This window comes from Citricoccus muralis (assembly GCF_029637705.1).
Lineage (GTDB): Bacteria > Actinomycetota > Actinomycetes > Actinomycetales > Micrococcaceae > CmP2.
In genome coordinates this window covers 1,725,469-1,751,932 of the sequence record NZ_CP121252.1, presented here as the reverse complement: position 1 = coordinate 1,751,932, position 26,464 = coordinate 1,725,469, and the positions used below count along the sequence as shown (strand labels likewise).

Genomic DNA, 26,464 nt, shown 5'->3' with positions numbered 1-26,464 from the left:
GGGAAGCACCATAGAGGTGCTTCCCGGTCGTCAGAACTCCGCTACCACTTACCCAGACCAGCGCTTTCATCTAAGGCTATGCGCCACAAAACCAACCGGTATACGCGGTTCAGGGAACCACAGGTCCATCTGGGCAGCCTGTCCTGGTTCGTGCACGAGGCGATCGGCTGGATCAACGCTGGTGTACTCAGGGCGGATCAGACGGACCCGGTCCTTGAGCGTGGTCAGCGAATGCGGCCAGTTTAGCCGTTGAGCAATCACTGTTGCTGGCATCCGTGGATAGTCGCGTAAGAGCTTCCTGATTTCTGGCTCGTAATCATCTACGACTGAACCACGCCTCGCGCGAGCATATTCTGGCGGGTGTTCCGAGGCCAGTGCTGAACGCACTGTATTTCTTGCTATGCCGAGACGGCGTGAGATTTCTTTGATTGGCACGTCTTCTGCTCGATGCAATCGACGGATCTCTGCCCACTGTTCCACATTGATCACTCCCTTAGGATGACTGTTGGTTCAGCCCAAAGGGGTCAAAATTCAACTGTCGTCTAGGGGTTAGTATTCAGCCGTCGTTGACAGGTCCGATTGCGCTTTTAGGGACCACGAGTTTCATTCCGAAAGCTGACAACGTGATTGTGCTTGGCCCGCCCGGAGTAGGTAAGACGCACTTGGCGATCGGACTCGGTATTCGAGCCTGTCAGTCTGGGTATCCCGTGTTGTTTGATACCGCTGCTGGGTGGATCAACAGGCTTAGCGTTGCTCATCAGCGTCATGGAGGATTAGCAGCTGAAATCAAACGCCTGCGCCGTTACCGCTTACTCATTATTGATGAGCTAGGGTACTTGCCCTTCAGCCGGTGGGGTGAGATCTTTGCCGATGAACCGATTGCAACAGCGATGATCGACCGATTGATCCATCATTCAGAGGTCCTCACCCTCGATGGAGAGTCTTATCGGACACGAATCCGACGGGAACTCCTTGAGAAGAACACCAACATCACCACCTGAACCTGTCAGAGTGTCCAGTCTACAGACGTCGAATAGTGTCCACTTTTCAACCGCCGTTGAAAGTGCCACTCAAAGAATTCTCACGCCGTCTCGGCAGAGCAAGAAATACAGTGCGTTCAGCACTGGCCACGGAACACCTGCCAAAATATCCTCCTGTGTGTCGACGACGGCCGAAAAGTGGACGCCAGCCAACGTCTGGAAAGTGGACACGCACTGAGATTGCCTAAGAGCGGAGGGTAGTTCCAGCCGCAAATGATGTATACCGACCGGTGGTCCATAGTCGTGGATTCTCCGTTCGGGAGGTCCCACGGAGACAGAGCGCTGTCCAACGCGTAACAGGGCGGCGGTGTGTGCGTTCGTCCGGAAACAAACGAGGCCCCCAGCACTAGGCTGGAGGCCTCGAAGACGAACTCAGTTGAGAGTTCGGTTAGCTCTTAGCGGTCGATCTGCCCGTTCGAATGATCGCTTGCATCGATTTCCGCATGGTGATCGTGAGACTTTGCTTCGGCAAGCTCTTCACGGGTCACGGGTTCGACACGGTCTTGGAAGAACCACTTGCTGAGCCCGGCGCGCAGCTTCTCGGCCCATGAGATCTTGCCCTTGCGGTTAGCCTGCGCAGGCCGGGGAGTGTTCGGCTCGTAGCTGACCATGCGGTACAGCTTGAAGTCGTCGAGCCGCTCGTGGCGCTCCGAGAAGGAGCCTTCCGGAGTCTGCTCAATAACGCCAGCCTCGCGACCGTGAAGCACGACCTCTCGATCTTTACGCTGCAGCGACAGGCAGATCCGCTTGGTGATGATGAAGGCAAGGATCGGACCGAGGAAGAACAGTGCACGGAGGATGTAAGTTACGTCATTCAGAGCCACCATGAAGTGTGTAGCAATGAGGTCAGATGACGCAGCTGCCCACATCACGCAGTAGCTGACGATGCCAGCAACACCGATACCCGTACGGGTGGGGGCGTTACGAGGACGATCCAGGATGTGATGTTCCTTGTTGTCCTTGGAAATCCAGCGCTCAATCCACGGCCATGCGAACAGGCCAACAAAGAGTGCACCAGCAGGCACCAGCGGAATCAAAACACCAAGGGGGAGAGCATTGGTGCCCCACGGCATGGGGATATGCACCAAGAAGGAGAAGTCACCGAGCATACCCGGCATCAGACGGAGCACACCATCGGCGAAGCCGATGTACCAGTCAGGCTGTGTACCTGCCTGCACCGGGGACGGGTCATATGGACCGTAGTTCCACATCGCGTTGATGGTGAAGAACCCTGAGAGCAGAGCGACGATACCGAAGACGATGAAGAAGAAGCCGCCGGCCTTGGCTGCGTAGACAGGACCCACAGGGTATCCGACTACATTGTTTTCGGTTCGACCCGGTCCGGGGTACTGAGTGTGCTTGTGCACGACCACCATGAATAGGTGGATCGCGATCATCAGAATGATGATGGCTGGGATGACCATGATGTGCAGCGCGTAGAGGCGACCGATCACATCGTCGCCAGGGAACTCCCCACCGAACAGGAAGAAGGAGATGTAGGTACCTACTACCGGAATGGCCTTGAGAATGCCGTCGATAATACGTAGACCGTTACCGGAGAGCACCTCATCGGGGAGTGAGTAACCGGTGAAGCCGGCAGCCAGACCAAGTACGAGGAGCGTACAGCCCACAACCCAGTTCAGCTCACGAGGACGGCGGAATGCACCGGTGAAGAACACACGTAGCATGTGCACCGACATCGAAGCCACGAACAGCAGCGCTGCCCAGTGGTGGACCTGGCGCATGAAGAGACCGCCGCGGATATCGAAGGTGATGTCCAGCGTTGATGCGTAGGCTGCGGACATTTCCATGCCGTACAACGGCTTGTACGAGCCCTCGTAGGTCACGTGAGACATGGAAGCGTCGAAGAAGAACGTCAGGAAGGTGCCGGAGAGCACCAAAATGACGAAGGTGTAAAGGGCGACTTCACCAAACATGAAAGTCCAGTGGTCCGGGAAGATCTTCCGCCCGAATTCCTTGACGATGCCAGAGGCGCCAACACGAGTGTCAACGAAGTTCGCGATACGCCCCGTCGTAGTCGAGGCCTTGTATTCCTGAGTGGTGCTCATCGGTTCGGGTCACGCTCCCAGTAAACAGGTCCAACAGGCTCATGGAAGTCGCTCTGAGCGACCAGGAAGCCCTCTTCATCGACAGTGATCGGAAGCTGCGGAAGCGCGTGGCTTGCAGGACCGAAAATGACCTTACATTCCTGGGTGAGGTCGAAGGTCGACTGGTGGCAAGGGCACAGTAGGTGGTGAGTGTGCTGCTCGTAGAGCGCAACAGGACAACCAACGTGGGTACAAATCTTGGAGTAGGCGACGATCCCGTCGACGTTCCAGTCTTCGCGTCCCTCGGAGATCTGAAGGCTCTCGGGGTTCAAACGCATCAACAGCACAACCGATTTAGCCTTCTGATTCAGCTTGTCGTGGGTGCGGCCCAAAAGTGATTCGGGGATGACGTGCATGGCGTTACCGATAGCGACGTCTGAAGCCTTGATCGGAGTACCGCTGGGGTCGCGGACCAGGCGGACACCCTCATCCCAAATGGTGTGACGCAGGCGCTCGACACCGAAGTTCTCCTCGGCGAGATCGCTGCGGTTGTCCGTGTTGTCCAAGTCGCGGAAGATCGCAACAGCGGGCAGGGGGGCCAAAGCGATGGCACCGATCAAGGTGTTGCGCAACAGCGGGCGACGCTTGATCTGAGACTCATCCAGGATGTCATTGATCATGCCTTCGGCGATCTGGCGATCCTCTTCGGTACGAACCTCGTGGCGCTCTTCAACCCACTCATGGTCGGGCATGAGGGTCTTAGCCCAGTGCACGATACCGACACCAATTCCAAGCATCGAGAAGGCGGTACCCAGACCCAGCAGTGTGTTCTGCAACCGAATGGTCGAGAACGGCGTGCCGGGACCGATCTGGCCGACAACGAAGTACCCGATGAAGAAGGTTAGCGTACCCAGGATAGAGAGCACGAACAGCACAGAAACCTGACGTTCGGCCCGCTTGGCGGCACGGGGATCCTCGTCGGCCAGCCGAGGGCGGTGAGGAGGGAGCCCTGGATTGTCGATGGCGTATTTCCCCTGCTCGACATGGCCAGCGCGCTCAACGGCTCCCGAATCTTCGGGCCCTCCTTGGCGATGCTCGCTCATAGATCTGAATCCTTTACTTGAGTGATGAAAATTGTGTGTGAGGTCTTGGTGGTGATCAGGGTCAGGATCATCACGATGAGCGTGAGGTCATCCAGACCATAAAGCCGATCACCAAGCCGAGACCCAGAGTCCAGATCAACAGACCTTCAGACACCGGACCAAGCGAGCCCAGCTGGAAACCACCGGGGGAGCCCTGAGCTTCGATTTCCTTGAGGAACGCGATGATGTCGCGCTTGTCCTCAGAGGTGAGGTTTGTGTCTGAGAACACCGGCATGTTCTGCGGGCCGGTGGCCATGGCTGCGTAAATGTGCCTCTCGGAAACACCGTGAAGAGTCGGTGCGTACTTACCGCGAGTCAAAGCACCTCCTGAGGCCGCCGCGTTGTGGCACATGGCGCAGTTCACTCGGAAGAGTTCGCCACCGCGGGCGATGTCAACGTCTTCGTGGTCGACGTCCAGGTACTCGTCTTCAGGAATAGCGGGTCCCGCGCCGAGCGAGGCGACGTATGCAGAAAGCTGGGCCGTCTGCTCTTCGTTGAACTGTGGCTGCTTCTGCTGTGCCTGCGGTCCGTGCATCTGCATGGGCATACGTCCAGTGCCGACCTGGAAGTCAACAGAGGCGGCTCCAACGCCGACCAGCGACGGTCCGGCGTCCGTGCCCGTAGCGCCAATGCCATGGCAGGTGGCGCAGTTCGCATTGAAGAGCTGCTCGCCGTCAGCGATGTCGCTAGCGGAGTATTGCGATGCCGTATTGGCGCCCGCTGCATTCATATTCGTGGCCAGCGAGTAGAGACCTCCAGTGAGGAGGAGACCCAGCAGGAGGAGGGCCACGCCGACGACCGGATGGCGCCGGTTCTGTGAAAGAGCCTTCACGGTGATGGTTCCTTACGTTGTGTAAACCGAATAGGTGTGACGTTCCGTATCCGGTGACCTCAGGTGCGTAGTGATGGTTCCGGAGTTTAGGTTGCTACCTCAGGAAGTAGACGATGGCGAACAGGACGATCCAGACGACATCGACGAAGTGCCAGTAGTAGGACACGACGATGGCGCTGGTGGCCTCGTGATGTCCGAACCGCTTGGCAAGGTAAGCACGTCCGATGACGAAGAGGAAGGCAACCAAGCCGCCGGCTACGTGCAAAGCGTGGAAGCCGGTGGTGATATAGAAGGCCGAACCGTAGGCGTTCGCTGGAATCGTAATTCCTTCAGAGACCAGAACTGCGTACTCGTATGACTGAACCGATACGAAGATGGCGCCCATGATGAAGGTCAGGATGAACCACTCGACCATGCCCCATCGTTTGACGTCCAGAATTCCGCCGGCACGTCGCGGCTGAAGACGCTCGGCGGCGAAAACGCCGAACTGGGCAGTGACCGAGGAAAGCACGAGGATGATCGTGTTGGCCAGGGCGAGTTGCCAGTCAAGGAGGGCTGAGCTTTCCTCCCACAGGGTGGGAGAGGTCGAGCGCAGCGTGAAGTACATTGCGAAGAGACCGCCGAAGAACATGACTTCCGATGACAGCCACACCATGGTGCCGACGGACACCATGTTCGGGCGGCTCGGAAACCCTGTCGAGGGGTGCGAGATGGCATGAGTAGTCGTTGTCACCCATTCATTATGGCCCTAATCGTGCCCAGTTCTCCAATGCAACGCGAGTGTCGGAATTATTTCTACTCACTGTCGAAATGACCGGCGGTCGAAGGATTGCCCGAATTCCCAGGTTTTTCCTAGCAAGTCGCCAAGTTTGGCTGTTGACAAGAAATTTGCAGATATTTAGGCATGATTACAGTGGCCTTCGGACTTAGGGAAACCTTATGTTTCTATCGGTCTCATGGTATATCCGGACGAGGAGGTAGTTGTTCGACAAGCTCAACTCATCATGGCGATAGGGGACTAGGATGACCCTGTGAACAGTTCAGCTACCGCTTTCAGCACGACCTGGCCCACCGTACTCAACGCATTGCTAGCGGGGGAGGGGTTGAGCGTTGAAACCTCTTCTTGGGCTATGCGCGAGATGATGACGGGGAACGCTACGGACGCGCAGGTGGCGGGATTCCTCATGGGACTCGCGGCGAAAGGGGAGACCGTTGACGAACTCCTGGGCATGGCGAACACCATGCTCGATCAAGCCGTTCCGGTGAACTACGGCGTTGAGGCGCTTGATATCGTCGGTACCGGGGGAGATCGCCTCGGCACCGTGAATCTTTCGACGATGTCGTCATTGGTGGCAGTCGGCGCCGGTGCTCGAGTGATCAAACACGGTAACCGCGGTTCTTCATCTACTGCGGGTGCTGCCGATGTGATCGAGGCGCTGGGCGTAGACCTATCGATGTCGAAAGATAAAGCAGGAAAGTGCCTTCACGAAGCGGGCATTACGTTCCTGTTCGCTCAGCAGTATCACCCGTCCATGCGATATGTGGCTCCGGCTCGAAAGCAGCTTGGGGTACCGACCGCATTCAATTACTTGGGTCCTCTGTCCAACCCCGCGCGTGTTGCTGCGCAGGCTCTGGGCTGTGCGAATGCGCGTATGGCACCTATTATCGCCGGCGTGTTGGCCGATCGGGGGACACGTGGGCTGGTATTCCGTGGCTCTGATGGTCGTGACAAGATCACGACATCGGGTGAGTCGACCCTGTTTGAAGTTCGAGACGGATCTGTAACGGAGCACGTTCTGGATCCGCGGGACTTTGGGATCGCCCTGCAACCCGTCGAAGCTTTGGCGGGCAAGGACGGCAAGCACAACGCGACCATCGTGGAAGGTCTACTGCGTGGAGAACCTGGTCCGGTTCGCGACGCTGTGCTTTTGAACGCTGCGGCGGGACTGACTGCATTCGATGAAACCCATGAGGGTCCGGCGCTCAACAGAATTCGCACAAACATGGACCGGGCCGCGGAATCTATTGATTCCGGGGCAGCGGCCCAAGTGCTTGCGTCGTGGGTCAAAGCCTCACAAGCCTGATGGCTCATGAGCCATCGAAGCCCAGGGCAAAGCCTTCTTCGAGGTCGTGCTTTGAGTAGGCGCGAAACGCGAGCATGGTTTCGGTTGCCTGAACCCCTGACACCTTGGATAGCTGATCGGCAATAACGTCCGAGAGCGACTCAAATTCGCGCACTCGAGCCATAGCGACCAGGTCCCAGGTACCCGTCACGGAATAAACGGACGTGATGCCTTCAAGATCCGCCAGCTCTGACGCAATTTCTGGAATCCTATCCGGATCGGTCTTGATCATCACAAATGCCGTCACCATGAATTGCTCCTTCACCTTCATGCGAATGGGGCGGTCGCCCGTCACTCGGGTCGTCTTTGTCTCTGTCAGTCTACGACCGTGAGTCGGCTCTACGGGCTGTGCGGGTCAAGAGTGCAGTCACGCCGCGTCGGCCGAGGAGAAAGACGCCCAATACTGATGCCGTCACTATCTGAAAACTCACCGCCGCGGTTTCGTTAAAGACGGTGACGCGCAGCAAGAGGCCGCCGGCGACCGTGAGGGTCCAGACCACGATTCCACTTGGCCACATCCGGTGCCAGGTGCGCCACGTGCGTGTCACCAACGAGCTGACGAGCCACGCAAGCAAGAACGGTGCAGCGGTAAAGAGGATTCCGGAAAAATCAAGACCGAGGTCGTGTGAACGTCGGCCCAAAACAGCGAAGAGAACGATCAGCGCGACATCGACCGCTAGTGCGCTAGCCATCTTGCCGGTTTCACGCATGAATGGCATCCAGGACGGCAGATACGGTTGCGACGGGAATCTGACCTGGGGCCGAAGCTGCACCAATGGTCGCGAAGGTGGCCGAGGAGCCGAATACTCCGCCGGCGAGACGTGATGCCATGCCGGCTTCTTTCATGGACATGGTGATGATCGGACGGTCAAGGTTCTTGCCCGCGGAGATGGTTGCGGACAGCAGTACGAGAACATCTTCGGGGGAGAGGGGAGTGACGGCGATCTTGGGAACGTCGCACCCCATGTCACTCATGGTGCTCAGCCGGGAAACGATTTCCTGTTCATCCGGGGTTCCGAAGAAATCGTGGTTCGAGCCGACAACACGCACAGAGTGCTTATGAGCAGCATCGATGCACTGAGCGGCGTTATCGCGCCGGTACTCGACATCCACGAGGTCGACGAATCCCGATGCGCTGACATGGTTCACCAGGGAAAGATAATCCCCGGGGGAGATCTCTGCTGCGCCACCTTCGTCCGAGGTGCGGAACGTCGCGAGGAGTACTTGTTCTGGGAATGTAGACCTCAGGGCGTCCAAAATCTTCGTGATGGCGTGGAGGTCCCTATGCTCTTCGAAATGGTCGATGCGCCACTCGATGATGTCCACTGCCTTGAACGAAAAATCGTTGGAGATCAGGCTTGCCTCAGTGTAAATAGATTCTGCCGTTGTGGCGGTGATGGGCACGATGATCGCGGGGCGTTCTGCGCCGAGGCGAATCTGGCCGACCTTGAGAGTCTTTTTGGACATAGCGCTCCTGACAGTGAATGCGTTTGCACTCCAGTCTAGGTTGTTGTGAACGGCGACAGGAGCACGATTGTCACGATGACTATGTCCCTTGTTACGGGAGCGTGGCTGTTTTGTGAGGAGGTGGGCGATAATTCTGCACTACTTGACATAATGTAGATTATCGGCGCTTTGATAATGGTTGCAGGATGCGCTTCAGAAATGGTGGCTGGTTCCTGAGGTCAGGCGTCAATCAGTGAGAAGATCACTGCGCTGCCGTCGCCCCATGTGGCCACGAGCTGGCGGCCCTCGGTCGACACGGCGTCGTCGTCTTCGAGGTTCAGGACGTGATGTGCTGCGACGTTGCCCCAACCTTCTGGAATGTCACCCCGGACTAGGACGGAGACGGTGTTCGGTTCTGAGCCGAGGAACTGACCAGCCTCATCGTAGAAATACAGCTCTGCCTGCGGAATCTCGCCAGCCAACGCGCGGTTAAGAATATGCACCGCCACGGGGTCGGCCATAGCGTCGTATACCCAGCGTCGGCCGAGGACGGAATGCTCGATCTCGCCCACCAGGTACTGGTCTGCGGCTTCTAGGGGCGCTCCGCGATACGTTAGCGGAACATGCAACGTGAGCTCACCACGGCGGATGATGAAACCTTCAAGTCCCACTTCACCTTCGGCATCGTCAAATCGGTAGGATCCGAGCACTTCGAGATCCCCTGATCCGCCCCAGTACATACGATCCAGCCACTGCGTGAGCAGCTCGGCTTTCGTCGGGTGCAGTTCAGCGTTATAGATGATGGCCATTGTGTCAGTGTACGGATCTCCATCCGAGAAGTCAGGTTCAGCCGTGTTCAATCCAGGTCAATGATGGCCCGGGTGGCCTCTTCGATGGCGCGCTTGGCATCCAACTCAGCGGCTATGTTGGCTCCCCCGACGACCTGGGGCACCACTCCCCTGGCGTTCAGATCATCTTCGAGGTCGCGTACCGATTCCTGTCCGGCGCAGACGACGATGTCGTCGACGTCGAGAACGTGGGGTTCCCCGTCGATGGTGACGTGCAGTCCATGCTCGCTAATCTTTTCGTAGACCACACCGGTGTGGAACTGCACATCAGCACCCTTGACGACGGCGCGGTGAACCCAGCCGCTGGTCGGTGCCAGTCCGATTCCCATCTTGGTGGTTTTGCGCTGGAGCATGTGGATGGTTCGTCCAGCGGGACGTGGAGCGGGCATGGTGACGCCACCGGGAGTGGAGAAGGTGGAATCGACGCCCCAGGCGTTAAACCATTCCTGGAGTTCGTCGGCGGATGGCACCGGTGCTGGCCGCTGAACGGAGCCGTGGTCATGGATGAGGAATTCGGCGACGTCGAAACCGATACCGCCGGCGCCGATGATGGCCACGGAGGAACCGCACGTTACTTCGCCTCGGATCACCGCATCGTAGCTATGGACCCGTGGAGCATCGGCTCCAGGGATCTCTAATGCTCGCGGTCGGACACCGGTGGCCAGAATGACGTGATCGAATTCGGCTAGCTCGTCAGCTTTCGCCCGGTGTCCACGACGGACATCGACGTTCAGGCGCTCGAGCATGACGTGGAAGTAGCGCAGCGCTTCTGCAAACTCTTCCTTGCCTGGAATGGCGCGAGCCAGACGGAACTGACCGCCCAGTTCGTGGCGTTCTTCAAAGAGGACCACGTCGAAACCGCGCTGCGCTGCGGTGATCGCGGCGTTCATTCCTGCTGGCCCCCCACCCACAACAGCCAGTGTGGCGCCCGGGGTGCTGGTGCGGCGCAGGGTGAACTCTTCTTCCCGGACTGCTGCCGGGTTGACGAGGCAGGTGGCTGTCCTGCCAGTGAAGGAATGATCCAGGCAGGCCTGGTTACAGCCGATGCAGGGCGTGATGGTCTCGGGCCGGTCGGTAAGGGTCTTGCTGACCCAACTGGGATCCGCCAGGAACGGTCGCGCCATGGTGACCATGGTGGCGGTACCGTCTGCCAGCAACTGCTCGGCGGTTTCAGGCAGTGTGATCCGGTTCGACGCCGCCACGGGAATAGTGAGCGTCTTCGTGATGCGTGCCGTGAAATCAGCGAAAGCGGCCCGGGGCACGGAGGTCACGATGGTCGGTACCCGGGATTCGTGCCAGCCGATACCGGTGTTGATGAGATCGACACCCGCTGCTTCGAGCTCGGTGGCCAGAGAGAGAACCTCCTCGGCGGTCTGGCCACCGGGGACCAAGTCCACCACGGAGAGTCGGAAGATCACGGCCAACCGGTCCCCTACGGCCTCGCGCACACCACGCACGATCTCCAGTGCGAAGCGCCGTCGACGTTCGGCGTCCCCGCCCCATTCGTCGTCGCGAAGATTGGTGGTGCCCGACAGGAACTGATTGATCAGATAGCCCTCGGAGCCCATGATCTCAATGGCGTCATATCCAGCCTCGAGGGCGAGTCGGGCCGACGCCACAAAATCGGCGATCGTCTGTGTGACCTCACCGCTGGAGAGTTCCCGGGCCGGGAACCGGTTGATCGGGGCATGTGTGGCCGAGGCGGATACCGCGCCCGAATGGAAGGCATAGCGACCGGCGTGCAGCAGCTGGACGGCGATTTTCGCGCCGTCTCGGTGTACCGCCTCCGTGATGAGTCGATGCGATTGAACATCGTCCGCGTTGGCGAGGCGGCCACCGTCGGCGGTGAGACGCCCGGCGTCATTCGGAGAGAATCCCCCGGTGATCATCAGTCCCGCTCCCCCGCGGGCGCGTTCGGCATAGAACCGGGCTAACTGCGGAAAATCCTCCGCCCGGTCCTCGAGTCCGGTGTGCATCGATCCCATGATGATGCGGTGCGGAAGATCCAGCGGGCCCACGGTGATTCCGCGGCTGAGCAGGGGGAAAGTCGTGGAGCGAGGTGCCGTCGCCAGGTGTGTCATAAATGTCACTCTCGGTGCGATGTCGGGTTTGAACCCTTGCAATGACAAGCGTCCAACACGGAAAATGTGATGTACGCCTACTTTAGGAGGAAATGTAGCGATGTTCGAGTGGCTCGCCGAGAATATGTGGCTGGCCTGGCTGTCCATCGCCGTTCTCCTGGTGATTGTGGAGATCACCGTTCTGGACCTGATCTTTCTGATGCTGGCCGGTGGAGCCACCGCCGCCACCGTCGCTGCACTTGCTGGCGCTCCCGTGTGGGCCCAAATCGGCGTTGGTGCCCTGGTGGCCATCATTTTGCTGTTCGCCGTGCGTCCGGTTGCTCTGCGCCATCTGAAAGAGTCGAAAGAGAAGCCTGACTACGGTGTGGAGTCGCTGCTGGGCCAACAGGCCACGGTCGTCGAGCCGATCACCGATGCCACCGGTCAGGTGCGCGTCGATGGTGAGGTCTGGTCGGCGCGCACAAGCAGTCATCGGTCCGTCTCCCCCGGCGAGATCGTCCACATCGAACGCGTCGATGGCGCTGTCCTCTGGGTCAGCATCGATCCGCCACTCACTGCCTAGTCATAAGACAACACAACAGGACGGAGCTGATCAGCTTTGGAACTCGCCATCATTATCGCGATGGTCGTCATAGCGATACTTGTGATCACGATCATCGTCGGCGCCGTGAAGATCGTGCCCCAGGCCCGCGCGGGCATCGTGGAACGACTTGGTCGCTATCAACGCACTCAGGGTGCGGGTCTGACCATGATCATTCCCTTCGTGGACCGGATGCTTCCGCTGATGGATATGCGGGAGCAGGTCGTCTCCTTCCCTCCGCAACCGGTGATCACGGAGGATAACCTCGTGGTGTCAATTGACACGGTCGTGTACTTCCAAGTGACCGACGCCAAGCTCGCCACCTACGGCATCGCCAACTACATTCATGCCGTCGAGAATCTCACCACCACCACCTTGCGTAACGTGGTCGGCGGGATGAACCTCGAAGAGGCCCTGACCAGCCGCGATTCGATCAACTCGCAGCTGCGGGGGGTGCTTGATGAGGCCACCACCAAGTGGGGTCTGCGCGTGTCCCGGGTGGAGCTCAAAGCCATTGACCCGCCACCGTCGATCCAGGACTCCATGGAGAAGCAGATGCGCGCTGAGCGCGACCGTCGCGCGGCCATTCTGACCGCGGAAGGCACCAAGCAGGCTGAAATCCTGACCGCGGAAGGTAGCCGCCAAGCTGCAATTCTGGCCGCTGAAGGTGATGCTCAGGCCCAGATTCTGCGGGCTAACGCCGAAGCCGAAGCCATCACCTCGGTGTTCGAAGCGATTCACGACGGCCGTCCCGACCCGGATCTGTTGGCTTACCAGTACCTGCAGACGCTGCCGAAGCTGGCCGAAGGTGACTCCAATAAGCTCTGGATCATCCCCTCCGAATTCACCGACGCGATCAACCGTTTGGGCTCGGCCTTCTCCGGAGGCGAGAACCCCCTGGACGCTCGGCGCAATGCAGGCGGTGGCAACGACAGCTCCTCAAAGGAGGATGCCGAGACCCGGCGCGAGCGTCGTGAACGTCGGTCGAAGCCTACGACGGCTGCTGAGATTGCCGATATCGCTCCGAAGGCGCCGAAGCTCCAGGAAACGAGTCTGGAGGATGCCCTGGCCGATTCGGTCGTGGACGATGTCTCCCACACCGAGCCGCCCAAGGAACTAGGGAATAACTGACCCGCCAGGGTCGCTGAAACGGCTATACTAGAACGCTGGTAGAGGAAGGGAGCTCGAATGAGTGATCGTAGCCTGCGCGGAATGCGCCTCGGTTCGCAGTCCATGGAGACCGAAGCCGGTGTCGAGCCGGCGGCTCGTCAGCGGATCGAATACCGTTGCGAGGACGGCGAGCAGGTCTTTGTGACCTTCGCCGCGGAAGCCGAGATTCCGGCGACGTGGACGACGAAGACCGGTAAGGAAGCCCTCCTCGTTGATGGCGAAAAGCCGGAGCCGGAGAACACGAAGCCGGTCCGTACGCACTGGGACATGCTCCTGGAGCGTCGTAGCGTTGAAGAGCTGGAGCAGGCCCTGGAGGGTCAGCTCAATAAGCTGCGCGAGCGTCGCGGCGAAAAAGTCAGCTAATTCGCGAGACCTACGGGCGGCCTAGCCGCCGAGATCGCAGAAGGCCCGTTCCCCCTACGGAATTAGTGGAGGGAACGGGCCTTCTGCGTGGCGACGTTCGCCTGAAAATTTAGCGGAGGCCGAGACTCGACCTGAGGGTCTCCCAGCGTGCCTGCAGGCCCCACTTGGTGACATTGGTGACGGCCTCGGTGATGATGTTTCCGCTCATCTTCGACTCACCGAACTCGCGCTCCACGAACGTGATCGGGACTTCGACGATGCGCTTGCCCAGGCGGGCGGTGCGGAAAGTCATGTCGACCTGGAAGCCATAGCCCTTGGACTGGACAGCACTCAGATCAATCTCGCGCAGGGTGTCCGCCCGGTAGGCGCGGTAGCCGGCGGTCACATCGCTGAGCTTCAACCCCAGCATGAGCCGCGGGTACAAGGACCCGGCCATGGAAATCAGTTTGCGGTGGGCTGGCCAGTTGACCATCTTGCCCCCGGGAACGCGGCGCGAGCCGATCACCAGGTCGGCGTGATCGATGGCGTCGAGCAAGCGCGGAAGCTGCTCAGGCTGATGCGAGCCATCGGCGTCCATCTCGACCAAAACGTCATAGCCGCGGGCAAGACCCCAACCGAATCCTGCGATGTAGGCGCCGCCCAGTCCGTTCTTCTCCTTGCGGTGTAGCACGAAGACCTGGTCATCTTCCTGAGCCCGGGCCTCGGCCCACTCCCCCGTGCCGTCCGGCGAGTTGTCGTCGACCACGAGGACGTCGACCTCGGGTACTGAATTGCGCAGACGGTTCAACGTCAATGGCAGCGATTCCCGCTCGTTGTAGGTGGGGATGATGGTCAATACGCGCATGCGACTCCTTCAGATGATCGACCGTAGACGGCCACAGCAACTGCCTATTATAGGGTGCCGAACTTCAGGTTGCCTTCATACAGGTGCGCGATCAGCTGAGGCAACGGAGTGTCACCGCCCAGGACGGGCAACAACGGGGTGCCAGCGCGGGCGTCTGTGCTCCACCCAGAGACACGGCCGTCGGGTGCCTGCACACTGAGTTCATCGGCGCGCCAGAGATTCAGATGTGCGGGCGAACCAGGGGCAAGCCGACTGGCGTTCATCCAGGTCTGGACCAGGTCTGCGGGCAGTGCACGTGCGCCCGCACGGGTGGCTGCGGTGAATCCGGCGCGAGCGGAGACGCGTTGATCCGGATCCTGATGCTCCAGCAGAGAGCGAACGCCGTGCCACAGGCTGTGCGGGGTGCTTCCGGTGCCCAATGATACGGGGATGCCGGCAGATAACAGGGAGGCCACCGGTGCGGTGATGGTTTCGGTCTCAGGGCTGGGTACCACGGTGACGGAGACACCGAGACCGTTCAGCTGGGAGACGTCGTCGTCAGTAATAAGATGTCCGAGAATCAAACGGTGCGAACCGGGGAACTGACGTTGAGCCCGGTCGTCGACGAGCAACGGTAGCAAGGCGGCGAGCTGGTGTTCGCGATGGGAATGGAAGAGCAACTGACGACGATCGGCCCGGCTCAGGCGCAGGGCAGCATCCACATGCGAGACGTCGTTGAGGTCCACGTAGAGATGCGATTGGGTATCGGCATCGGCCCGGTCCAAGGGAACATAGGGCACCGCGTGGGCGGAGGGCCGCACGGCCGTGGTGGTGTAGAGCACCTCCCCGTACTCGGCGCGCCCAGTGACCGAATCCTCCGTGGTGAAGGAGTTAAGGAACGCCGGAGCGACCAGGGCGCCGTGCAGGTCCACCAGCTGGGCGTTCGGGGCCTGAGCTGCGGCGACTTTCTCTGCGGTGTCGTCGGCACCGACCCAGGCCACCACCCCGTCGTCGATGAGGATCGCGGTGGCGTAAGGGTCGGAAACGGAGTGGATAAAGCCATTGACGGCGAGCAGGGAGGTCATGAATCCACTGTACCTACGGAGGAGTACGCCACGATGCCGCGGTCCACACGTTGCTTGGCCTGCTCGCAGCGCCGCGCCAAATTCTCGTGGCCGGGAATGCGGGCGAACTGGTCCAGGACGTCGATCACCTGACGCGCCCAGCGGACAAAATCGCCAGCCGCTAGTTCGGCGCCGCGCAGGGTGCGGGTCAGATCATGTCCGCGCGCCCAGCGCACCATGGGTCCCACCAGTGCGGTGTTGGGCTCCGGGGTAACCTCGAGACGGGCTGCCTTTTCGTCCTGTTGCAGGGTGAACCAGAGCTCGTCGACGACGTCGGCCACGTGTTGTAGCCGGTCGGTGGGCATGCGTACGATCCCGCCCGTGTTGTCGGTTTTGGCCTGATAAACCAGCATGGCGGCGAGCCCGGCCAACTCGTCGGGGCCGAGCCCATCGGTGAGGCCGTCTTCGATGGCCATGGAAGCCAGCAGGTCACGCTCTCCGTAGATGCGGCGCAGTGTGTGACCGCGCTCGGTGACCGCCCCGTTGTCGATGTAGCGGTACAGGGTGAGCAGGTCGATCAGCCGGTCAAAGGTCTTGGCGATCGTGTTGGTCCGCCCGGAGATCTTCGAGACCAGCGAGTCGGTCTCGCGGCGTAGCTTCCACCAGCGTTCGGCCCAGCGGGCGTGGTCTTCCCGCTCGGAACATCCGTGGCAGGGATGCAACTGGAGTTGGTGGCGCACCTCCTCGATCCGATCGGAATCATCGTCAAGATACTGGAACGAGGCACCCACCCTGCGCCCACCGGCCGGGGGACGGTGTTCGTGGATTGCCGCGCGCATCTTAGCGGCTACGTCCTTGCGCTGGGTGGGAGACTTCAAGGGGAGATTCTCCGGCAGCGATACCCCGGCGAAGGGCTCCACCGGTTCATCGAGGTCATCGATGCCCAACCGACGAAGCTGCCCCTTTTGGGTGATCACCCCGACCCGCGGATGGCTCGGGTTGCCTGCCGCAGAGACCACCACGGCCTCGCCGAGTCGGCGGCCCCCGCGGATCTCGACGATGTCGCCGACCATGAGTTCGTTCAATGAGTCCTTGACCGCGGAGAGCCGGGCACGATGCCGGGACTTTGACGTGCGTTTTTCTAGGTCGGAGAGTTCTTTGCGCAGTCTTGCGTACTCGGTGAAGTCGCCGAGATGACAGCGCATGGACTGTTCGTATCCGGCCAGCGACTTCTCGCGGGTACGGACTTCCTGGGCCAGTCCGACCACGGAGCGGTCCGCCTGGAACTGCGCAAAGGACGATTCCAGGATGCCGCGGGCCCGCTGCCGCCCGAACTGGGCCAACAGGTTCACTGACATGTTGTACGTGGGCCGGAAGGAAGAATTCAGCGGATACGTCCGGCGTGAGGCCAAACCGGCCACAGCGGAGGGATTCAACCCGGGGCGCCAGAGCACCACGGCGTGCCCTTCGACGTCGATGCCCCGTCGGCCAGCGCGCCCGGTGAGCTGGGTGTACTCGCCCGCCGTGATGTCCTGGTGCGATTCGCCGTTGAATTTGACCAGTTTTTCGATGACGACGGTGCGGGCGGGCATATTGATGCCCAGCGCCAGGGTTTCGGTGGCGAACACGACTTTGAGGTGCCCGGCGGCGAAGAGTTTCTCCACCACTTCCTTGAAAGGCGGCAGTAGCCCGGCGTGGTGGGATGCGAACCCGCGCAGCAGCCCGTCGCGCCAGCCCCAGAAGCCCAGTACATCGCGATCCTGGGGCGGCAGGGTTTCTCCGGCGCGATCCACTACTTCGGCGATGCGGCGCTTGTCGGCGGGGCTGGTGAGATCCAGCCCGGAGGCCAGGCACTGCTCCACGGCAGCGTCACATCCTGCGCGTGAAAAAATGAAGTCGATGCACGGTAACAATCCCTCGCGTTCCAGGGTGCGCACCATTGTGGGGCGGGAGACGCGCAAGTCCGGGCCCCGATTGCCCTCACGGTTGCTGTTTCGGTGGCCATCACGTGCTGGGCCGCCCCGTCCCCGCGCCCCGCGTCTTCCGCGTGGGCGGGAACGATTGCCGTGTCCCCAATCGGAGCGCTGGTGGGAACGCTGCTGCTGTTCCGCCAGCTCGGCGAGCTCGGGGTTCAGCACGAGCCGGTTGGCGTCGTCATGGTCTTCGAGGGCTGCGGCGTCGTCGAAACTGACCTCACTGGCGAAAAGATCGTAGAGACGAGAGCCTGCCATCACGTACTGCCACAGCGGTACCGGTCGGTGTTCGGACACGACGACGGCGGTGGAGCCGCGCACGGTGTCGAGCCAGGCGCCAAATTCCTCGGCATTGGAGACGGTGGCGGATAGTGCCACCAACTGCACTCGTTCGGGAAGGTGAATGATGACTTCTTCCCAGACCGCTCCACGGAATCGGTCGGCGAGATAGTGCACCTCGTCCATGACCACATAGGCGAGGTTGGTGAGCGACGAAGAATCGGCGTAGATCATGTTGCGCAGCACTTCGGTGGTCATGACTACCACCTCGGCGTGCGGATTTACCGCGGTGTCTCCGGTGAGCAGCCCCACGTGCTCCGTACCGTAGCGCGCCACGAGTTCGCTGTATTTCTGGTTGCTGAGCGCCTTGATCGGTGTCGTATAGAACGCTTTGCTGCCCTGGCTCAGAGCCTGGTGGATAGCGAATTCGCCCACGATCGTCTTGCCGGCCCCGGTGGGTGCTGCCACCAAGACGGCGCTGCCCTGTTCCAGATGTTGGCAGGCTTCGCGCTGGAAGTCGTCAAGTTCAAAGTCGAGGGTGGCGGCGAACCGTCCCAGATCGGTGCGGCCCTGTGCGGCACGCTGTCGGGCCTGAGCGTATCGTTCGGCCGGACTGCGCTGGTCATCGTCGATGCCGGAGGAGGTGCTCATCTTCTCAGCCTAAGGGATGACGGCGTCGTGGTGTGCTTAGATCTCCGAGAGTGGGGTCGGCGTGTGTTTTTCTTGGGTATCGGCTTGTCGCTTCAGCTTCTTGGCACGGCGCCGGTCCATCACCAGGCACAGACCGAGAGCGATGGCGAACAGAATCGCCAGCGGCCCGCCTAAGTAGAACATGGTCATGATGTCTCCGCCGGGTGCACCCATGGCGGCGATGACGGCGATGACGAATACGGAGATACGCCAGTGTTTGAGGATGGTCTTGCCTGAGAGCACTCCCAGCATGTTCAGTCCCACCAGCAGCACCGGCAGCAACAGGGCGACGCCGAAAGCTAGCAGTAGTCGCAGCACGAAGGGCACGTACACGTCGACTTGGATGAAGTTGGAAGCGCCCGAGGGGGTCAGTGACACAAAGAATTGCAGTGCCTGGGGCAGGGCGATCCAACCGAGGAACACTCCCCCGACGAACAAGGGCACCGAGACGGCGATGAACGCCAGGGCGTAGCGCTTTTCGTTTTTCTGTAGCCCCGGGACAATGAACGCCCAGAGCTGGTAGAGCCACACCGGGCTAGACACCACCAGGCCAATAAACAGGGCCACCTGCAGCATGATGTCAAAGGGCTGGGCAACCGAACTGAACACGACCTCGGTCTGGGTGCCGTCGACTGACAGCGAGGTCACCGGTTCGGTGAGCGCGCTGAAGGCCGGCTTGTAGAGGAAGAACCCACCAATAGTGGCCACGGCGATGGCCAGGCCGGCTTTGATCAGCCGGTTGCGTAGTTCCTTGAGGTGCGCGCGCAGCGACATCTGCCCTTCCGGGTTTTTAGGTTTGCGCGTGCGTTCAGGACGTGACGGCGGGGTGGTGGACGGCTTAGTCATGACGTGTTTGCGAGGAAGTCTGCGGGATGGTGCGGCTCAGCAGTGCTACTTCGACTTCCCTGTGCCGTCGGCCTCCGGGCGGGAGGACTTCTCACCGGTGGAGCGCGGCTGGTCGTGGTCAACGACGGTGCCTTCCACCGCGTCGGTGCGGGAAGACGAGGACGATGGCTTGTCGTCATCTTCGGTGCGCATCTGCTTCACCTCGGACTTCAGGATGCGCATGGACTGCCCCAGGTTGCGTGCCATGGCGGGCAGCTTCGGTGCGGCGAAGAGCAAGAGGGCGAGGATGATGATGATGACCAAGGGCCAACCGCGAGGCATGATGGGTTCCTTTCAACGACGAAATCTAGTGTTCAGTGTAGGTCACCGCTCTATGTCCAACCTGTAGAAGCGCTGTCGACAACCTAGTGGTGTGTATGCCAGCTTTGGTGATGACCCAGAGCCGCGTCCACATGGGCGAGGGTATGCTCAACCAGCGAAGCGGGGGCGAGCACGCGGGTCTCCCCCGGGTGCTCGGTGACCAGCGACACCGCAACTTGGGGGTGCTGAAGGCTGGTGCGTCCGGCGACGGAGCCATCCGGGAGCTCGGCGACCGCGATGGGCACAAAGTCATCGAGATGATCGCGCAGCCGGTAAGAGAACCACAGGGTCGCCTCAGCCCCGCCAGCGGTGTTAGGCGTCAGGCGGATGGGCGGCAGATCGGCGGCCGCGGGCCGGACGTCGAAGACGTGGTCCGTGACGGTGACGTCGCCGAGGCGGTCCAGTCGGAACACACGTAGGGCCGACGCGGTGCGACACCAGGCCTGAAGGTAGGTGCGCTCGGCCATCTGCACTACTCGTAGCGGCTCCAGTTCACGGTGGGTGAGCTCATGCCGGGACATGGAGTAATAGTCGACGTCGAGGACGCGTCGTTGCCGGATCGCGTCCAGCAAGAGCGAGACTTTGGTGGTGTGCGCGGGGTCCACCTCGGCGGAGGCGTGGACGACCTCGACCTCGGAGCTGGGGAGCAGTTCGAGGATTTTGTCTCGCGCCGAGCGGGCCCCCCGCACGGTCTCCGTCGACATGCCTGGGTAGTCGGCCACGAATCGCAGGCCGGCCACGATCGCCAGTGCCTCCGGTGTGCTGAGTCGCAGCGGGGCCGCTAGTTCGTCTGCTTGCCGCAGGGCCACATGGTCGCCTTCTTCGATCACATCGAACTGCTCTCCCGGTGCGTAACGCTCCGGGAGGCCACAGAACCGCAGAATCTGAAGATCGTGGTCGAGCAGTGAATCGGTGGTGTTCAGTCGTGCGATGAGCTCGGTGCGCGGTAGCCCTTCTAAATGCTTGTTCAGCACGGTGATGATGTCGATCATCCGCGTGATGACCGCGGCATCAGAGGCCCGGTTTCGGCTCTTGGGCGGTGGGGCGAGTTCCAGGGACGGGGTCGCGGAGCGATGTAGTGCCGCTACGCGTTCCAGGGTGTCGATCAGTTCTGCTCGGAGGTCGTCATCGAGGACGATCACGTCGGTGCCGGCGGCGGCGATGGCGGAAAGAAAACTGCGACGGCGGGTAAAGGTGGCGTGCAGGAGCTCCCAACCATTCCGGGAGTGCGGTTCTGTTCGGCCCATCACGCGCAGGGAGGAAGCCGCCTCGGTGCGGATGAGCAGCTCGGAATGCTGAACGGCAGACTCGCCAAGCAACTGTTTGCGCAGCGCTTTCGGATTGAAATTGGGCGGCGGCGCCGAATCCTGTGCGGTCCGGAGATCCGGTGCCTGAGTCCGGGCACGCACGCTGGGGGCCTCGACGCGGTCCAGACGGAACATTCGTTGCTGACCGCGGTCGGCGTCGAATCCGACGAGGTACCAATGTGCTGCTGCGGCGACGAGACTCCAGGCACGCACCCGGCGCTGCTCGACGGCGGCGGCTCCGACCTTCCGGTAGTCGAAACTGACCCACCCGCGTTGCCGACAGGCCTCAGCCAGATCCGAGACCAGCCGATCGGTGCGGGCCAACTGTGCACGCACGTGTACCCCGGTGGAGTGCTCCATCTCGGTGGGCTCGGCATCATCGGGGACATCCAGTTTCTCCACGGCGCCGCGTCCCGCCAGCAGGAGTCCTGGGTACTGTTGCAACCGACTGAGCGCACGAGAGACGGAGGTCTGATCGCTGTCATTGCCCCACAGCCCGGACACGTGGGCCAGGGCTCGTTCTTCGTCAGCGGTAAAGTCAATCTGCGGGAGAAACAGTTGGGACTGGTCGATGGTGTAGACCGTTTGTCCGGCCGGCGTGGCGCTGGACTGCAGCGGCAACCCGACATCCCGTAGTAGTTGCTTGTCCCGGCTGAATTTGCGTTCAAACGCGGACTCCGAGGCCAAGTCCCGATAGTCATCGACGTGTTCTCGGAGGAAATCCTTGGTGCACCCCGTCCGCTCATGGGTCAGCAAAAGCCACAGCACCGAGATGATGCGCTCGGCGCTGCGACTGGTGGTGGCGGACGGGGTGCGAGGACGAGTGATGGTCAGTTCACCTCGACCAGATCGACCACGAAGATCAGGGTCTCGCCGGGGCCGATATCGGCGCCCGCGCCACGATCGCCGTAGGCCAGGTGCGGGGGGATCTCCAGGCGGCGGCGGCCACCGACCTTCATACCGATCAGTCCGTCGTCCCACCCCTTGATGACCTGGCCAATGCCCGCGGTGAACGACAGTGGGGTGCCGCGATTCCACGAGGCATCGAACTCGGCACCGGTGGACCAGGCCACGCCGACATAGTGGCAGGAGATGGCGTCGCCGGGAGTCACCGCGGCGCCGGTGCCTTCAATCAGGTCCTCGATGACAAGGTCACTGGGCGGGGTATCGCCGGGGAATTCGATCTCCGGGCGGGTGCGATCGTAGTTGCGCTGTCCGAATGACATGGTCAGTTCTCCTCGGTGGACTCGTCGGTTGCTTCTTCGGATGGTTCTTCCGTGGCGCCGTCTTCAGACTCCGTGGTGTCATCGGTTTCGGCCGGCATCGGGTGCTGGGTATGCAGGATATCGACGACGAAGACCAGGGTCTCACCGGCCAGCTCGTGCTGGGTGCCTTCCTCGGCGTCCTCGTCCAGTTCGCCGTAGGCTTCGGCCGGGGGCACAGAAATGAGCACCTGGGAACCGACTTGTTGGCCGGAAAGGCCGTCTCGCCAGCCGGAAATCATCTGGCTCAGCGAGGCCGAGTAGGGTGCTCCGCCCGACCAGGAGGAATCGAATTCTTCGCCGTTGGACCAGGAAACGCCGCGGTACTGAACAGTGACGTAGTCTTCGGCTTCCACGGTTTCGCCGTCGCCCTGGATCAGTACATCGGTGACCAGCTCGGAGGGGGCATCGCCTTCGGGGGTGGCGATGGTGGGCTCACCGGTCTCCTCATCACGGGTGACGCTGGGGAGATCACTGTTGAGCTCGTCTTCCGGAACGACTTCGCCGTCGGCGTGTGACTGAGTCTTGCCCGCGATTTCGAAGACCATGAGCTGGGAATTGGCAGCAGTGGCTTCCTCGTCCTCGGCCGCGCTGGTCACGTAGTAGGCGATCTGCGTACCGACCGGGTTCTCGGTCAGGATGTTGTAGAGCACATCATTGCTCTCCTGCAGGGTGTCGTTGACGATGACGGCCTCGGTGGAAGCAGTGAAGTTCTCGGCGCTGACCTCGCCCGATTCGGCATCGACCAGGGCGGTGCTGACCAGGGCGATCTCGCCGTTTTCGATGTTCTCCCCATCGCCCTCGTGCAGCACACGCGAGGAGGTTTCCTGGGCAGTGATTTCGCCGTCGAGCGATACTTCGGGGCCGCCGTCCTCGTTGACGGAGAAATCGACCACGTCGAGAGCCTCGACATCGCCGGTGCCTTGCGGCGACGAGCAGCCGGTGAACAGCAGCAGGGCTGTGAGCGTGGTGCCCGCCGCTAAAGCGAGGCGGCGGGTGCGGGGGCGTTTCAGTGCCATGGTGTCCTTTGTCGTTTGGTTGCGATGTATCGAAAGCGTTTCAGTGGAAGCTATGTTTCGCCTGTGATTACTCTAAAGGAGTCGCGCAGCGGGGAAAGCATTCCAAGAGGTGTTCCATCTGATCGGAGGTCACCGCGAAGGGATCCTTCACCATCACCGTGCAGATCGGCTTGTCATTGAGCTTCATGTGTGTCCAGTCCACGGTGTATTCCAGACCGCGCTCGCGTGCCGTGCGGATGAAGTGGCCGCGGAGCGCAGCTCGCGTGCTCGCCGGAGCGTTCTCGGCGGCATATTCAATATCGGCGTCGGTGACCCAACGCGCGGCGGCACCGCGGCGGGTTAAGAGGTTGAACAGTCCGCGGTCGGGATCAATATCGTGGTAGGACAAGTCCAGCTGCGCCAGCCGTGCCGCATCCCAGCCCAGCCCGTGGCGGGCGGCGTACTGCTGATAGAACCGGTGCTTGATCGCCCAATCGATTTCGGTGTCGATATCGGAAAAATCTTGGGTGCGCACCGCCGCCAGAGCGCGTTCCCATAGTTCGAGGACGGCGGGCACATGCTCATGATGGGCGCCGTGCCGGTCGATGAAGGTACGGGCGTGGTCCAGGAAATGTTCTTGGAGGTGCAGCGCCGACATGCGTCGACCGTTACGTAACCTCAAGGTCGCAGTGCCGGTGAGATCGTGAGAGACCTGACGGATGGCCTGCACCGGGTGGTCAAGCTGGAAGTCTTTGAGCGGTACCCCGGCCTCGATCATGCGCAGCATGAGATCAGTGGAGCCAAAGCGGACCATCTGAGTCGTCTCCGACATGTTCGAGTCGCCCACGATCACGTGCAGGCGCCGGTACTGGGAGGCATCGGCGTGCGGTTCATCACGGGTGTTGATGATGGGGCGGCTACGCGTGGTCGACGACGAAATCCCCTCCTGCACGTAGTCAGCCCGGTGGGAGAAAGCGAAATGTGGGGTCTCCGGGATACCGGGGTGGCTATCGGGGTTGATTCGTGTGGAGTCGGCGATGACTGCCCCGGAACCGCACATCAGCTGGCGGGTAATCAAGAACGGAATGAGCGATTCCGAGAGGCGCCGAAATTCCGTGGAGCGCTGCAACAGATAATTCTCGTGGGAACCAAACGAGTTGCCCTGGGAATCAGCGTTGTTCTTGTAGAGGTAGATGGTGCCCTCGAAACCGTCTTCGCGCATCTGCTCCTGGGCCTGAGCGACGAGCCGATTCATGATGAGTTCGCCGGCTTTATCGGTGGCGATCAGCTCGGGCAGCGTGGAGCACTCCGCGGTGGCGTACTCCGGGTGAGATCCGACGTCGAGATAGAGGCGTGAGCCATTGGGGATGAACACGTTGGACGAGCGCCCCCACTCGACCACGGGACGGAAGAGATACCGAGCTACTTCCTCCGGGGTCAGCGGTTTGGTGCCCGGGTGGGAATAGTGGATGCCAAACTCGGTCTCCACCCCCATGATCCGTCGATCCATTGCGTGCTCCTCTGCTACTTCAGTGAATCCGTGTCAGTGACGGCCGTGGCGCGTTCGCCGTCGGAAGCTGCGACCGCCGACTGCGGCACGGTCACGGTCTAATACGGCTGTTTCCCACGCCATCTCACCGGTAGCGTCTGTCCAGGCCGACTGGATGGCGGTGATGGCGTCGTCGAGAGGTCGCTGAGAGTCCCACTCTGAGGAGAGCCGCTGCTGAAGCTGCTCCGCTCCTCCGCCGATGACGATTACCGGAGTGGATTCGGTAACGGTGCCGTCGAAGGAGACCCGGTAGAGTCGATCGTCGTCGAGACTCGCACCCACCTCAGCCACGGCGATTTCGACTTCCAGGGGTTTCGCGCCGGTGAGAAATAGCTCGCCGAGGATCCCCGCGTAGTGGCTGACAAGACCCCGGGCGGTGACATCGGCACGGTCGTAGGCATAACCACGGGTATCCGCGTAGCGCACCCCGTTTTGACGCAGCGCTTCGAACTCGTTGTAGCGCCCGACAGCACCCAGGCCGATGCGATCGTAGATCTCGGAGAGCTTGCGCAAAGAAGTCGAGGAGTTCTCAGTGACCAGCACGATGCCCGCAGCACAGGAGGCCAGGACAACGGGTTTACCGCGGGAGATGCCCTGCCGGGCGAAATCCGCGCGGTCCTTCATCAGCTGCTGTGGCGAGACATAGAACGATTGGTTCATGATCGATCGTCTCCCCGCTGGTCCATAATCTGTTCGGCGACGGACGCAACACGTGCCTCGTCGACCCGTTCATTTCCGTCCGCGGTCACCGTGTACACCACCGGCCAGATGCGGCGGCGTGAGTCGGGCCCGGATGTGGCAGCGTCGTCGTCAGCTGCATCAATCAGGGCGTGCACAGCCACGCGCAGGGCATCGTCTTCGGCGAGCCCGGGCGACCACAGCTTTTTCAGTGAGCCGCGAGCATAGGGCGAACCGGAGCCGATGGTGTGGTGATGGTGCTCCTGGTAACGCCCGCCGGTGATGTCGAAGCTGATAATCCGGGCCGCACCGGTGATGGCATCGACGCCGGCAAAGAGTGGCAGTGCGACGAGTCCCTGGCTCAGGGCCGGTAATTGGGCACGTACCAGGGCCGCCAGGCGGTTAGCTTTACCCAATAGGGAGAGTTCGGTGCCTTCGATCTTCTCGTAATGCTCGAGCTCAACAGCGAAAAGACGCGCCATGTCCAGAGCGATACCGGCGGCACCGGATACCCCGACCACCGAGTGGGTGTCCGCCGGGAAGACCTTCTCCATTCGCGATGAGGCGATGGTGGTGCCCATGGTGGCGCGTCGGTCCCCCGCCATGATGACGCCGCCCTGATACAACAGAGCGACGATCGTGGTGGCGTGGGGAACCGGTGTTTCGGCGAGCCCCGTCACCGGGGCCGGAACCAACTGCGGCTGGTGCTGCTGCAGGTGGGCGAGGAAGGACGCCTCCAAACCTGGTGCGGCTCCGGTGTGCGGCAGCGAGGTCACTGGCCGCCCTTCTGGACGAATCCGCGCACGAACTCTTCGGCGTTGGATTCCAACACGGTGTCGATTTCGTCAAGCAGGGAGTCGAGATCGTTGCTGGGCACCTGCGCCTGTGCGGCGGGAGCGGCTTCCGGCGTGGGCTGGTCGTCGTCGCGCGAGGTGTTGGATGAGAAGTTCTGCTGTGACATG

At 61.2% G+C, this 26,464-nt stretch carries 26 protein-coding genes and 1 pseudogene; 5 read left to right on the top strand and 22 right to left on the bottom strand.

Annotated elements, in window-relative coordinates; translation table 11 throughout:
• Positions 1-90 precede the first annotated feature (90 nt).
• A pseudogene (locus P8192_RS08020) lies at positions 91-489 on the bottom strand (IS21 family transposase); the annotation flags it as partial.
• Positions 490-566: 77 nt separating this feature from the next.
• Between P8192_RS08020 and P8192_RS08015 the strand changes: the two are divergent.
• Positions 567-1,001 carry an ATP-binding protein gene (locus P8192_RS08015; RefSeq protein ID WP_278156030.1) on the top strand — a complete coding sequence of 145 codons (435 nt, stop codon included), beginning with the start codon at positions 567-569 and terminating at the stop codon, positions 999-1,001.
• Positions 1,002-1,435: 434 nt separating this feature from the next.
• On the opposite strand, the gene qcrB is transcribed toward P8192_RS08015, so the two are convergent.
• From qcrB to ctaE, 4 genes are all read right to left on the bottom strand, one after another.
• Positions 1,436-3,109 carry a cytochrome bc1 complex cytochrome b subunit gene (gene qcrB / locus P8192_RS08010; RefSeq protein WP_278156028.1) on the bottom strand — a complete coding sequence of 558 codons (1,674 nt, stop codon included), beginning with the start codon at positions 3,107-3,109 and terminating at the stop codon, positions 1,436-1,438.
• Positions 3,106-4,191: a cytochrome bc1 complex Rieske iron-sulfur subunit gene (gene qcrA / locus P8192_RS08005; protein WP_278156026.1), complete on the bottom strand. Its 1,086-nt coding sequence runs from the start codon at positions 4,189-4,191 to the stop codon at positions 3,106-3,108. The genes qcrB and qcrA overlap by 4 nt, the downstream gene beginning before the upstream one ends.
• A 70-nt stretch (positions 4,192-4,261) precedes the next feature.
• Positions 4,262-5,062, bottom strand: a complete 801-nt coding sequence (gene qcrC, locus P8192_RS08000) for a cytochrome bc1 complex diheme cytochrome c subunit (protein ID WP_278156023.1) — start codon at positions 5,060-5,062, stop codon at positions 4,262-4,264.
• 94 nt (positions 5,063-5,156) lie between these two features.
• Positions 5,157-5,795 carry an aa3-type cytochrome oxidase subunit III gene (gene ctaE / locus P8192_RS07995; RefSeq protein WP_431521093.1) on the bottom strand — a complete coding sequence of 213 codons (639 nt, stop codon included), beginning with the start codon at positions 5,793-5,795 and terminating at the stop codon, positions 5,157-5,159.
• A 298-nt stretch (positions 5,796-6,093) separates the two neighbouring features.
• Here ctaE and trpD point away from each other — a divergent pair, with 298 nt between their 5' ends.
• On the top strand, positions 6,094-7,146 hold the full coding sequence (trpD, locus tag P8192_RS07990; RefSeq protein WP_278156022.1) for an anthranilate phosphoribosyltransferase: 1,053 nt from the start codon (positions 6,094-6,096) through the stop codon (positions 7,144-7,146).
• Between the two features lie 4 nt (positions 7,147-7,150).
• On the opposite strand, the gene P8192_RS07985 is transcribed toward trpD, so the two are convergent.
• From P8192_RS07985 to P8192_RS07965, 5 genes are all read right to left on the bottom strand, one after another.
• Entirely contained in the window at positions 7,151-7,435 is a 285-nt protein-coding gene (locus P8192_RS07985; protein WP_278156020.1) for an Lrp/AsnC family transcriptional regulator, read from the bottom strand.
• A 70-nt stretch (positions 7,436-7,505) separates the two neighbouring features.
• Positions 7,506-7,895 (bottom strand): DUF3054 domain-containing protein, encoded by a 390-nt coding sequence (locus tag P8192_RS07980; protein ID WP_270105195.1) that lies wholly within the window; start codon positions 7,893-7,895, stop codon positions 7,506-7,508.
• Positions 7,888-8,652 carry a type I 3-dehydroquinate dehydratase gene (gene aroD, locus P8192_RS07975; protein WP_270105196.1) on the bottom strand — a complete coding sequence of 255 codons (765 nt, stop codon included), beginning with the start codon at positions 8,650-8,652 and terminating at the stop codon, positions 7,888-7,890. Before aroD ends, P8192_RS07980 begins: the two co-directional genes overlap by 8 nt.
• Positions 8,653-8,870: 218 nt before the next feature.
• The gene (locus P8192_RS07970; protein WP_278156017.1) at positions 8,871-9,440 is read right to left on the bottom strand and encodes a maltokinase N-terminal cap-like domain-containing protein; all 570 of its coding nucleotides are present in this window, start codon (positions 9,438-9,440) and stop codon (positions 8,871-8,873) included.
• Between the two features lie 47 nt (positions 9,441-9,487).
• Positions 9,488-11,560, bottom strand: a complete 2,073-nt coding sequence (locus P8192_RS07965; protein WP_278156015.1) for an FAD-dependent oxidoreductase — start codon at positions 11,558-11,560, stop codon at positions 9,488-9,490.
• A gap of 100 nt (positions 11,561-11,660) precedes the next feature.
• Between P8192_RS07965 and P8192_RS07960 the strand changes: the two genes are divergently transcribed.
• From P8192_RS07960 to P8192_RS07950, 3 genes are read left to right on the top strand one after another with little or no spacing between them, the layout of a single operon-like run.
• Positions 11,661-12,122, top strand: coding sequence for an NfeD family protein (locus P8192_RS07960; protein ID WP_270105200.1), 462 nt, complete (start codon positions 11,661-11,663; stop codon positions 12,120-12,122).
• Between the two features lie 60 nt (positions 12,123-12,182).
• Complete coding sequence (locus P8192_RS07955; protein WP_278159763.1) at positions 12,183-13,271, top strand: SPFH domain-containing protein; 1,089 nt, start codon at positions 12,183-12,185, stop codon at positions 13,269-13,271.
• A gap of 57 nt (positions 13,272-13,328) precedes the next feature.
• Positions 13,329-13,673, top strand: a complete 345-nt coding sequence (locus P8192_RS07950) for an RNA polymerase-binding protein RbpA (protein WP_270105202.1) — start codon at positions 13,329-13,331, stop codon at positions 13,671-13,673.
• A gap of 109 nt (positions 13,674-13,782) precedes the next feature.
• On the opposite strand, the gene P8192_RS07945 is transcribed toward P8192_RS07950, so the two are convergent.
• The 12 genes from P8192_RS07945 to P8192_RS07890 form a co-directional block, all read right to left on the bottom strand.
• Positions 13,783-14,517, bottom strand: a complete 735-nt coding sequence (locus P8192_RS07945) for a polyprenol monophosphomannose synthase (protein ID WP_278156011.1) — start codon at positions 14,515-14,517, stop codon at positions 13,783-13,785.
• A 47-nt stretch (positions 14,518-14,564) separates the two neighbouring features.
• Complete coding sequence (locus tag P8192_RS07940; RefSeq protein ID WP_278156009.1) at positions 14,565-15,581, bottom strand: amidohydrolase family protein; 1,017 nt, start codon at positions 15,579-15,581, stop codon at positions 14,565-14,567.
• Positions 15,578-18,463, bottom strand: a complete 2,886-nt coding sequence (locus tag P8192_RS07935; protein ID WP_278156007.1) for a DEAD/DEAH box helicase — start codon at positions 18,461-18,463, stop codon at positions 15,578-15,580. The genes P8192_RS07940 and P8192_RS07935 overlap by 4 nt, the downstream gene beginning before the upstream one ends.
• 36 nt (positions 18,464-18,499) lie before the next feature.
• A complete protein-coding gene (gene tatC, locus P8192_RS07930) occupies positions 18,500-19,348 on the bottom strand; it encodes a twin-arginine translocase subunit TatC (protein WP_278156005.1) in 849 nt (282 codons plus the stop codon).
• A gap of 45 nt (positions 19,349-19,393) precedes the next feature.
• The gene (locus P8192_RS07925; RefSeq protein WP_278155999.1) at positions 19,394-19,669 is read right to left on the bottom strand and encodes a twin-arginine translocase TatA/TatE family subunit; all 276 of its coding nucleotides are present in this window, start codon (positions 19,667-19,669) and stop codon (positions 19,394-19,396) included.
• Between the two features lie 83 nt (positions 19,670-19,752).
• Positions 19,753-21,702, bottom strand: coding sequence for a helix-turn-helix transcriptional regulator (locus tag P8192_RS07920; protein ID WP_278155997.1), 1,950 nt, complete (start codon positions 21,700-21,702; stop codon positions 19,753-19,755).
• 143 nt (positions 21,703-21,845) lie between these two features.
• Positions 21,846-22,241 (bottom strand): FKBP-type peptidyl-prolyl cis-trans isomerase, encoded by a 396-nt coding sequence (locus P8192_RS07915; RefSeq protein WP_270105209.1) that lies wholly within the window; start codon positions 22,239-22,241, stop codon positions 21,846-21,848.
• A gap of 2 nt (positions 22,242-22,243) precedes the next feature.
• Entirely contained in the window at positions 22,244-23,296 is a 1,053-nt protein-coding gene (locus P8192_RS07910; protein ID WP_278155994.1) for an FKBP-type peptidyl-prolyl cis-trans isomerase, read from the bottom strand.
• A 67-nt stretch (positions 23,297-23,363) separates the two neighbouring features.
• A complete protein-coding gene (gene pafA, locus P8192_RS07905) occupies positions 23,364-24,785 on the bottom strand; it encodes a Pup--protein ligase (protein ID WP_278155992.1) in 1,422 nt (473 codons plus the stop codon).
• A 33-nt stretch (positions 24,786-24,818) separates the two neighbouring features.
• On the bottom strand, positions 24,819-25,484 hold the full coding sequence (prcA, locus tag P8192_RS07900; RefSeq protein WP_278155989.1) for a proteasome subunit alpha: 666 nt from the start codon (positions 25,482-25,484) through the stop codon (positions 24,819-24,821).
• Positions 25,481-26,278 carry a proteasome subunit beta gene (gene prcB, locus P8192_RS07895; RefSeq protein ID WP_278155987.1) on the bottom strand — a complete coding sequence of 266 codons (798 nt, stop codon included), beginning with the start codon at positions 26,276-26,278 and terminating at the stop codon, positions 25,481-25,483. The genes prcA and prcB overlap by 4 nt, the downstream gene beginning before the upstream one ends.
• Positions 26,275-26,463 (bottom strand): ubiquitin-like protein Pup, encoded by a 189-nt coding sequence (locus P8192_RS07890; protein ID WP_270105214.1) that lies wholly within the window; start codon positions 26,461-26,463, stop codon positions 26,275-26,277. The genes prcB and P8192_RS07890 overlap by 4 nt, the downstream gene beginning before the upstream one ends.
• Position 26,464: the final 1 nt, after the last annotated feature.

Bases quoted from the DNA above. Each gene is read 5' to 3' on its own strand.
- P8192_RS07955 (WP_278159763.1), top strand. From the start codon at position 12,183: ATGGTCGTCATAGCGATACTTGTGATCACGATCATCGTCGGCGCCGTG.
- P8192_RS07945 (WP_278156011.1), bottom strand. From the start codon at position 14,517: ATGCGCGTATTGACCATCATCCCCACCTACAACGAGCGGGAATCGCTG.
- qcrB (WP_278156028.1), bottom strand. From the start codon at position 3,109: ATGAGCACCACTCAGGAATACAAGGCCTCGACTACGACGGGGCGTATC.
- prcA (WP_278155989.1), bottom strand. From the start codon at position 25,484: ATGAACCAATCGTTCTATGTCTCGCCACAGCAGCTGATGAAGGACCGC.
- qcrA (WP_278156026.1), bottom strand. From the start codon at position 4,191: ATGAGCGAGCATCGCCAAGGAGGGCCCGAAGATTCGGGAGCCGTTGAG.
- P8192_RS07890 (WP_270105214.1), bottom strand. From the start codon at position 26,463: ATGTCACAGCAGAACTTCTCATCCAACACCTCGCGCGACGACGACCAG.
- P8192_RS07910 (WP_278155994.1), bottom strand. From the start codon at position 23,296: ATGGCACTGAAACGCCCCCGCACCCGCCGCCTCGCTTTAGCGGCGGGC.
- P8192_RS07915 (WP_270105209.1), bottom strand. From the start codon at position 22,241: ATGTCATTCGGACAGCGCAACTACGATCGCACCCGCCCGGAGATCGAA.
- P8192_RS07985 (WP_278156020.1), bottom strand. From the start codon at position 7,435: ATGGTGACGGCATTTGTGATGATCAAGACCGATCCGGATAGGATTCCA.
- P8192_RS07965 (WP_278156015.1), bottom strand. From the start codon at position 11,560: ATGACACACCTGGCGACGGCACCTCGCTCCACGACTTTCCCCCTGCTC.
- tatC (WP_278156005.1), bottom strand. From the start codon at position 19,348: ATGACTAAGCCGTCCACCACCCCGCCGTCACGTCCTGAACGCACGCGC.
- aroD (WP_270105196.1), bottom strand. From the start codon at position 8,652: ATGTCCAAAAAGACTCTCAAGGTCGGCCAGATTCGCCTCGGCGCAGAA.
- P8192_RS07935 (WP_278156007.1), bottom strand. From the start codon at position 18,463: ATGAGCACCTCCTCCGGCATCGACGATGACCAGCGCAGTCCGGCCGAA.
- P8192_RS07925 (WP_278155999.1), bottom strand. From the start codon at position 19,669: ATGCCTCGCGGTTGGCCCTTGGTCATCATCATCATCCTCGCCCTCTTG.
- pafA (WP_278155992.1), bottom strand. From the start codon at position 24,785: ATGGATCGACGGATCATGGGGGTGGAGACCGAGTTTGGCATCCACTAT.
- P8192_RS07970 (WP_278156017.1), bottom strand. From the start codon at position 9,440: ATGGCCATCATCTATAACGCTGAACTGCACCCGACGAAAGCCGAGCTG.
- P8192_RS07980 (WP_270105195.1), bottom strand. From the start codon at position 7,895: ATGCGTGAAACCGGCAAGATGGCTAGCGCACTAGCGGTCGATGTCGCG.
- P8192_RS07940 (WP_278156009.1), bottom strand. From the start codon at position 15,581: ATGACCTCCCTGCTCGCCGTCAATGGCTTTATCCACTCCGTTTCCGAC.
- P8192_RS07950 (WP_270105202.1), top strand. From the start codon at position 13,329: ATGAGTGATCGTAGCCTGCGCGGAATGCGCCTCGGTTCGCAGTCCATG.
- P8192_RS07960 (WP_270105200.1), top strand. From the start codon at position 11,661: ATGTTCGAGTGGCTCGCCGAGAATATGTGGCTGGCCTGGCTGTCCATC.